This is a genomic window from Devosia sp., from assembly GCF_036406155.1.
Taxonomy (GTDB): Bacteria; Pseudomonadota; Alphaproteobacteria; order Rhizobiales; family Devosiaceae; genus Devosia_A.
The window spans coordinates 1-6,040 of sequence record NZ_DASWVV010000077.1; the positions used below are offsets into that span (position 1 = coordinate 1).

Below are 6,040 nucleotides of genomic sequence, written 5' to 3' on the forward strand. Positions count from 1 at the left end.
GCGCACCGGCGCCGCCGATGCGAGAGCCGCCGCTGCCGGTGCCGAGTCCCCGGCCGAGCCGGTGACAAGCAGGCCGGCGCTGCCGCAGCCCGTCGTCGCGGCCGCGTCCCTCAGCCCCGCCGCTGCCGGCACCGACAAAGCCGCGCCCCTCGCCTACCAGCCGCCGGCCCAGCGCATCAGCCTGCCGCAAGTGGCCTTCGAGCTCGTCCGGCAGGTGCAGGCAGGCAATTCCCGCTTCCAGATCCGCCTCGACCCGCCCGAACTCGGCCGCATCGACGTCAAGCTCGACGTCGACCAGAGCGGCAACGTCAACGCCCGCATGACCGTCGAGCGCGCCGAGACGCTCGATCTCATGCAGCGCGACCACCGTGCCCTGGAGCGGGCGCTGGCCCAGGCCGGCCTCGACGGCGCCCGCACCAACCTCGAATTCTCGCTGCGGCAGAATCCCTTTGCCCGCGACGGCGGCGGCGACGGGCGGGAGCGGGGCACGGGTTTCGCCGGGCCCGCCGGGGGCGAGGGGTCCGCTGCCGGGGAGGACGCGTCGGAAGCGGTCCGGACCCTGTATCGCGGCTCGCTGCGGGCGGGCGGCATCAACCTGTTCGTGTAGGAGGAGACCATGGCCGTCACCGGGGTCGGAGCCGCAGCCAGCACCAGCACGGTCTCGCGCAAGACCATCGCCGAGGATTTCGACACGTTCCTCACGCTGCTGACGACGCAACTCAAGAACCAGAACCCGCTCGACCCTCTCGATACCGACCAGTTCACGCAGCAGCTGGTGCAGTTCACCGGGGTCGAGCAGCAGCTCAAGACCAATGACTACCTCGCCGCCATGATGCTGTCCGCCCAGGGCGCCGGCAACAGCCAGGCGGTGAGCTATGTCGGCAAGATCGTCACCGCTTCGGGCAGCAAGTCCGAGCTCGTCGACGGCCGCGCGGCGTGGACCTTCGCCGTCGCGAAGCCGGCCAACGTCACCATCAGCGTGCGCGACGAGGCGGGCAACGTCGTCTTCCGCAAGCAGGGCTCGGTGGCCCAGGGCGAGAGCGTCTTCGTCTGGGATGGCGTCGGCGACGACGGCCGCAAGAAACCCGACGGCTCGTACTCGATCACCGTCGAGGGCCGCGACGAGGAGGGCAGTCTCGTCGAGGTCCTCACCGAAATGACGGGCCAGGTGACCGGCGTCGACTTCACCGGCTCCGAGCCGGTGCTCATCGTCGGCAACGCCCGCGTCAACCTGTCGGGCGTGCTCTCGGTGCGCGCCGCCAGCGCCGGCGGCGCCTGACCCGGTCCATCACTCCTCGCCGAGCCCGGTGGGCAGCCCGTCCATGCTGACCCCGTTAACCTCCCGCCAGTAGGCGGCGAGGCCGTCCACGCCCTTGCTGCGCTCCCACTTGTCCAAGGTGTCGCGCTCCTCGCGGTAGTCGAACAGCGGCACGCCATAGCCGCACGAGGTCTTGACCAGGTCGAAGTCGAGCCGGATCATCTGGCGCGCCCCGAGCGGCTCGCAATCGGCGTACCACTCGGCCAGGAGGCGTGCATACTCCTCCCCGCCGCGACGGATCACCCGCCCCCTTCCGTACAGCCTGAGGATCAGCGGCGGCCCGTCCACGGCACAGAACATGATGGTCAGCCGCCCGTCGGCCTTCATATGCGCCGCCGTTTCGTTGCCGCTGCCGGTGCGGTCGAGATAGAGCGCGGCATTGTCGCCGAGCACCCGGAACATGTCGGTGGAGCGCGGCGAGACGTTGACGCGGCTGCCCGCCGCCGCGGAGGCGGTGAAGAACATGTGCTGGCGGGCGATGAACTCGCGCAGGTGCGGGGTGAGGCTCGAATATTCCTTGGCCATGTCTTCCTCGCGCGTGGGCCCTCGCCAATCAGTATTTCACCGCCGCCATCGCCGCCAGCCGGAACCGTCCCCGCGGGGCCACGCCGGCTCTTTACGGCTTGTAAGCTTCTCTTTAGCGCAATGTTAAGCGAGACCGCCTAGTCTCCGGGACCATGGTCAGGTTCAGTATGAGAGTAAAATGACCGTACAGATGCGTCCCCGCGTTAAGTACGTTATCGGGCCGGACGGAAGTCCGCTGACAATTGCCGATCTGCCTCCCAGGGACACCCGCCGGTGGGTCATCCGCCGCAAGGCCGAGGTCGTCGCCGCCGTCCGCGGCGGCCTGCTCAGCCTCGAGGAGGCCTGCGACCGCTACACGCTCAGCGTCGACGAGTTCCTCAACTGGCAGGCGGCGATCGACAAGCACGGGCTCGCCGGCCTCCGGACCACCTGGATCCAGCACTACCGCGAAGGCTGACGCCGTCGCCCCGTGAGTTTCGGACCCGTCGCGGCAGACCGCCCCGGCGGGTCCGGCTTTTGCTGCCGCCCCGCTCAGGGGATCTCCGCCGTAAGGTAGGGCGCGGCGGCGGGGCGCACCCGCACCCTGTCGTAATAGGCGGCGACGGCGGGCAGGGCCGGACGCTCGAACGGCGTCCCGAACCAGCGATGCACCGACAGCCCGAGCGCGATGTCGGCGAGGCTGAAGTCGGCCCCCGCCGCAAAGGCGTCGGTCTTTTCCAGCTGCCGCTCGAGCACCGCCAGCTTTGCCCCCCAGCCCCGCAGCGAGGCCGCCACCCGCGTCTCATCGTCGTGGCCGGGCACCTTGCGCACCAGCGCGAAGAAGGCGTAGAGCGACTGCCCGTTGAGGTCGGAGGCCTGCCAGCTCAGCCACTGGTCGACGAGGGCACGCTGCTGCGGCTCGGCCGGCAGCAGCGCCGAGCCGTGCTTGTCGGCGAGATAGCGCAGGACGGCGTTGGACTCCCACAGCACGAAGCCGTCATCGACGATGACCGGGACCTGCGCGTTGGGATTGAGCGCCAGGAATTCCGGCTCGTGCGGGTCGCGCAGCGGCAGGCCCCAATCCTCGCGTTCGTATTCGAGCCCGATCTCGTCGAGGAGCCACAGCACCTTGCGCACGTTGATCGAGGTCACCCGTCCCAGCACCCTGAGTTTCGCCATCTTTGCATTTCCTTGACGCTGCCCGGCAATTTCTGCCGGTTTTCGCAAACCGCAACGGCCGGTTAAGAACTTGTTTACCATCCGCTAGGTAATTTTTGCCCCGGGGGGTGGCCGCCGGCAATCGCGGTTACCGATGTTAGTCGGCTCGGATGTTCGCGTGAACGGTCTAACTGAATTCGTCAACCGCCTGGGGCTGGCGCGGGTTGCCGCAATGGCGGTGGTCGCGGTGCTGATGCTGGGCTTCTTCGCCTTCCTCATCCTGCGCGCCTCGAGCCCGCAGCTGGCCCCGCTCTATACCGGCCTGTCGCTCGAGGATTCGGCGGCCATCGTCTCCGAACTGCAGAGCCAGAACATTCACTACGAGCTGCGCAGCGAAGGCGAGACCATCCTCGTCGCCCGCGACCAGATCACCGCCACCCGCATGGCGCTGGCCGAGAACGGCCTGCCGCAGCGCGGCCAGGTCGGCTACGAGATCTTCGACGACCAGAGCGCGCTCGGCGCCACCAGCTTCGTGCAGAACATCAACAACGTGCGCGCCCTCGAGGGTGAACTGGCGCGCACCATCGCCTCGCTCGCCCGCATCAAGAGCGCCCGCGTCCACCTGGTGCTGCCCGAACGCGAGCTGTTCCGCCGCGAGCGCAAGGATCCCACCGCCTCCATCGTGCTGCAGGTGCGGGGCGAACTCACCGGCGGCGAGATCCGCGCCATCCAGCACCTCGTCGCCTCCGCCATCGAAGGCCTCACGCCCGCCCGCGTCTCGATCGTCGATTCGGCCGGCCGGCTGCTTGCCTCCGGCGCCGGCAACGACGCCGACACCGTCGTCGCCACCGAGGTCGAGGAGCGCACGCTCGGCATCGAGAACCGCCTGCGCGCCCGCGTCGAGGAGCTCCTCGCCAATGTCGTCGGCGCCGGCCGCGCCCGCGTGCAGGTGAGCGCCGAGCTCGACCTCAACCGGCTCACGCGGACGTCCGAGACGTTCGACCCGGCGAGCCAGGTGGTGCGCTCGACGCAGACGCGGGAAATCGAGAACGCCGCCAGCGGCACGGGCGGCAGCGGCCAGGTCACCGTCGCCAACGAACTGCCGGGCGCCTCCGCCAATGCCGGCGGCGCCGCCGCGTCGTCGGAGACCGGCAGCACCTCCGAGGAGACGGTCAACTACGAAATCTCCAAGGTGACGGAAGTCGCCATGACCGACGCCGGCGGCATCAGGCGCCTGTCGGTCGCCGTCGTCGTCGACGGCATCTACGCCGCCGACGCCTCCGGCAATTCGGTCTACCAGCCGCGCAGCGCCGAGGAGCTGGCCCAGATCACCGCATTGGTGCGCTCCGCCGTCGGCTTCGACGAGCGCCGCGGCGACCAGGTGGAAGTCGCCAATCTGCAGTTCGCGGAACGCCCCGAGCTGGCTGCCGCCGGCACCGGCGGGCCGGGCCTGTTCGATTTCACCCGCGACGATTTGGTCGGTTTCGCCGAGATGCTGGTGACCCTGCTCATCGCCCTGGCGCTGGTGTTCTTCGTGATGCGCCCGCTGCTCAAGCGCATCCTCGCGCCCGAAAGCCGGCCGCTGGCACTGCCGCCGAGCGCCGAGGTCGCGCCCCTGCTCGGGGAGGGCTACGGCGAGGAGGAAGACCACAAGCCGAGTTCGCCGCGCCTGCCCTCCTGGGTCGACGAGGCCAAGTCGATGGGCGAGACGCAGGCGCAGACGCTCAAGACCGTCGGCACCCTGGTCGACGAGAACCCGAAGCACGCCGCGAACATCGTCCGCGACTGGCTGACCAGCCCAGCATGATCGGATAGCCAGATGCCGACCCCCACCGACATGCCCGTTTCCGCCCCCGCGAGCCACAGCCAGGTCCAGGCCCAGATTTCGAACAAGCAGCTCGTCGTCGGCGGCGATGCTGCCCAGCGCGCGCTTTCCGGGGACGAGAAGGCCGCCGTGCTGCTGCTCGCCCTGGGCCCCGACTTCGGCCGCCCCATCCTCGAGGAACTCGACGAGATGGAGATTCGCACGCTGTCGCGCGCCATGGTGCGGCTGGGGCCGATCACCCAGGACATGCTGGACGAACTGCTCGGCGAATTCATCACCACCATCTCCTCGCATGGCGGGCTGGCCGGCAACTCCGATACGACGCAGCGCCTGCTGGCCAGCTTCCTGCCGCCCGACCGGGTGGACGCGATCATGGAGGAGATCCGCGGTCCGGCCGGCCGCAACATGTGGGAGAAGCTGTCCAACGTGCAGGAGGACGTGCTCGCCAACTATTTGAAGAACGAGTACCCGCAGACCATCGCCGTGGTGCTCTCCAAGATCGCCACCGACCACGCCAGCAAGGTGCTCGCCGTGCTGCCGGAGGAACTGGCGCTCAACGTCGTGCACCGCATGCTGGCGCTCGATCCGGTGCAGAAGGAAATCCTCGAGAAGATCGAGACGACCCTGCGCACCGAGTTCATGTCGACGCTGAGCCACACCAAGCGCCGCGACAGCCACGAGCAGATGGCGGAGATCTTCAACGCCTTCGACCGCCAGACCGAGGCGCGCTTCATGACCTCGCTCGAGGAGAGCAACCGGGAATCGGCCGAGCGCATCAAGTCGCTGATGTTCACCTTCGAGGATCTGGCGCGGCTCGAAGCGTCGGCCATTCAGGCGCTGCTGCAGGCTCTCGACAAGAAGGAGATCGCGCTCGCCCTCAAGGGCGCCACCGAGCAGATCAAGGAGGTGTTCTTCTCCAACATGTCGGTCCGCGCCGGCAAGCTGCTCAAGGACGACATGGAAGCCATGGGCCCGGTCCGCCTCAAGGACGTCGACGAGGCGCAGGCCCACATGGTGGCCATGGCCAAGGACCTCGCCGCCCGCGGCGAGATCATCATCACCAAGACGCGGATGGACGAGGAGATGGTGGCGTAGATGCCGGCAGCCCCCGCCAGGTTCCGCTTCGACCTCGATCTCGGCGGCGCGTCCGAGCGCAGCGAGCCGATGGTCGCCGAAAGCGCCGTTGCGGCGCTGCTGGCGGAGGCGCGCGCAGCGGCCCGGGCCGAAGGCTTCGC

Annotated in this window: 7 protein-coding genes; 5 read left to right on the top strand and 2 right to left on the bottom strand. The window is 68.9% G+C overall.

What is annotated here, in order from left to right:
- Both VGD93_RS05055 and VGD93_RS05060 read left to right on the top strand, forming a co-directional pair.
- Positions 1-607 (top strand): flagellar hook-length control protein FliK (locus tag VGD93_RS05055; protein ID WP_395009824.1); only part of this gene is annotated, 607 nt, incomplete at its 5' end.
- A 9-nt stretch (positions 608-616) separates the two neighbouring features.
- The gene (locus VGD93_RS05060; protein ID WP_395009827.1) at positions 617-1,279 is read left to right on the top strand and encodes a flagellar hook assembly protein FlgD; all 663 of its coding nucleotides are present in this window, start codon (positions 617-619) and stop codon (positions 1,277-1,279) included.
- A 9-nt stretch (positions 1,280-1,288) separates the two neighbouring features.
- Here the strand turns inward: VGD93_RS05060 and VGD93_RS05065 are convergent, their stop codons facing one another.
- Complete coding sequence (locus tag VGD93_RS05065; RefSeq protein WP_395009829.1) at positions 1,289-1,843, bottom strand: pyridoxamine 5'-phosphate oxidase family protein; 555 nt, start codon at positions 1,841-1,843, stop codon at positions 1,289-1,291.
- Positions 1,844-2,021: 178 nt separating this feature from the next.
- On the opposite strand from VGD93_RS05065, the gene VGD93_RS05070 reads away from it, so the two are divergent.
- The gene (locus VGD93_RS05070) at positions 2,022-2,300 is read left to right on the top strand and encodes a DUF1153 domain-containing protein (RefSeq protein WP_395009831.1); all 279 of its coding nucleotides are present in this window, start codon (positions 2,022-2,024) and stop codon (positions 2,298-2,300) included.
- A gap of 74 nt (positions 2,301-2,374) precedes the next feature.
- Here the strand turns inward: VGD93_RS05070 and VGD93_RS05075 are convergent, their stop codons facing one another.
- Positions 2,375-3,001 (bottom strand): glutathione S-transferase family protein, encoded by a 627-nt coding sequence (locus VGD93_RS05075; RefSeq protein WP_395009834.1) that lies wholly within the window; start codon positions 2,999-3,001, stop codon positions 2,375-2,377.
- A 157-nt stretch (positions 3,002-3,158) separates the two neighbouring features.
- Here VGD93_RS05075 and fliF point away from each other — a divergent pair, with 157 nt between their 5' ends.
- Positions 3,159-4,787 carry a flagellar basal-body MS-ring/collar protein FliF gene (gene fliF / locus VGD93_RS05080; RefSeq protein WP_395009836.1) on the top strand — a complete coding sequence of 543 codons (1,629 nt, stop codon included), beginning with the start codon at positions 3,159-3,161 and terminating at the stop codon, positions 4,785-4,787.
- A gap of 30 nt (positions 4,788-4,817) precedes the next feature.
- Entirely contained in the window at positions 4,818-5,900 is a 1,083-nt protein-coding gene (gene fliG / locus VGD93_RS05085; protein ID WP_395009838.1) for a flagellar motor switch protein FliG, read from the top strand.
- Positions 5,901-6,040: the final 140 nt, after the last annotated feature.

Coding starts and splice junctions, on each gene's coding strand:
- VGD93_RS05060 (WP_395009827.1), top strand. CDS start 617: ATGGCCGTCACCGGGGTCGGAGCCGCAGCCAGCACCAGCACGGTCTCG.
- VGD93_RS05065 (WP_395009829.1), bottom strand. CDS start 1,843: ATGGCCAAGGAATATTCGAGCCTCACCCCGCACCTGCGCGAGTTCATC.
- VGD93_RS05070 (WP_395009831.1), top strand. CDS start 2,022: ATGACCGTACAGATGCGTCCCCGCGTTAAGTACGTTATCGGGCCGGAC.
- VGD93_RS05075 (WP_395009834.1), bottom strand. CDS start 3,001: ATGGCGAAACTCAGGGTGCTGGGACGGGTGACCTCGATCAACGTGCGC.
- fliG (WP_395009838.1), top strand. CDS start 4,818: ATGCCCGTTTCCGCCCCCGCGAGCCACAGCCAGGTCCAGGCCCAGATT.